Raw genomic sequence first — 1,112 nt, 5'->3', positions numbered from 1 at the left:
AAAAAGGAGTTGAGTAGATAGTGATGAAACCTATTTTACTTGAAAATGCAGACCAACTGAATGAGAAGCTGTTGACTGCTTTATTTAAGAAACATCAAGTAGAAGCTGTTCCAAGATTGAATAAGCTGAAAAACTATTACATTGGTAAACATGACATATTAAATAGAACAATGGCAGACCCTACAAAGCCAAATAACAAGATTGTCAATGCTTATGGCTCTTATATCACTGATATGATTCAAGGTTATTTCTTGGGCAAGCCAATTGCTTACACATCAGACAATGAAGCCTTCATGGGTAGATTACAAGAGGTGTATGACAACAATGATGAGCAAGCACACAACAGCTTACTTGCTAAGGATGCTTCTATTCATGGTGTAGCTTATGAATTAATCTATATCAATGAAAAGAATGAAGTTAAGTTTGCTATTTTACCAGTTAATGAGGTGTTCATGGTCTATGATACATCCATTAATCCAAAGCCAATTGGTGCAGTTAGATACTTTGGTGTAACTGATTATCTTACTGGTAAAACAGTAACCAAGTTGGAAGTATATACAAAGGACACTATTAAGTATTATGTACAGGGCAAAAAAGACCTTGAACTAGTGGATGAAAAGCCACACTACTTTGGTGCAGTGCCAGTTGTTCCTTACTTCAACAATGATGAAGAGATGGGTGACTTTGAAAAGGTTATTCCACTGATTGATGCTTATGATAAGGCTGTATCAGACCAAGTGAATGACTTTGAATACCTAGCTGATTCATATTTAGTCCTTACAGGCATGACAGCTACTACTAGTGAAGATGTAGCTTTAATGAAGGAAAACAGAGTAATGCTTCTTGAAGACAATGGCAAAGCTGAATGGTTGGTTAAACAATCTGACAATGCAACCATTGAAGGATACAAGAACAGGTTACAACAAGACATTCACAAATTCAGTTACACACCAGATATGTCAGATGATAACTTTGGTGGCAACCTGTCTGGTATTGCCCTTCAATACAAGTTTATGGGATTGGAACAGATTTGTGGTAACAAAGAAAGACTATTTAAGCAAGCATTAGTGGAGAGAATCACACTTATCAGCACCATCTTAAACATTAAGGGT

General features: G+C 36.2%; 1 protein-coding gene. It reads left to right on the top strand.

Annotation, left to right across the window (positions count from 1 at the left end; all coding sequences use genetic code 11):
• Positions 1-23 precede the first annotated feature (23 nt).
• Positions 24-1,112: phage portal protein (locus BR30_RS33755; RefSeq protein ID WP_035445700.1), on the top strand; the 1,089-nt coding region annotated here is incomplete at its 3' end.

Source organism: Bacillus sp. UNC41MFS5 (genome assembly GCF_000686805.1).
The sequence above is the reverse complement of the archived record's forward strand: the minus strand, read 5'-3'. Positions and strand labels throughout refer to the sequence as shown.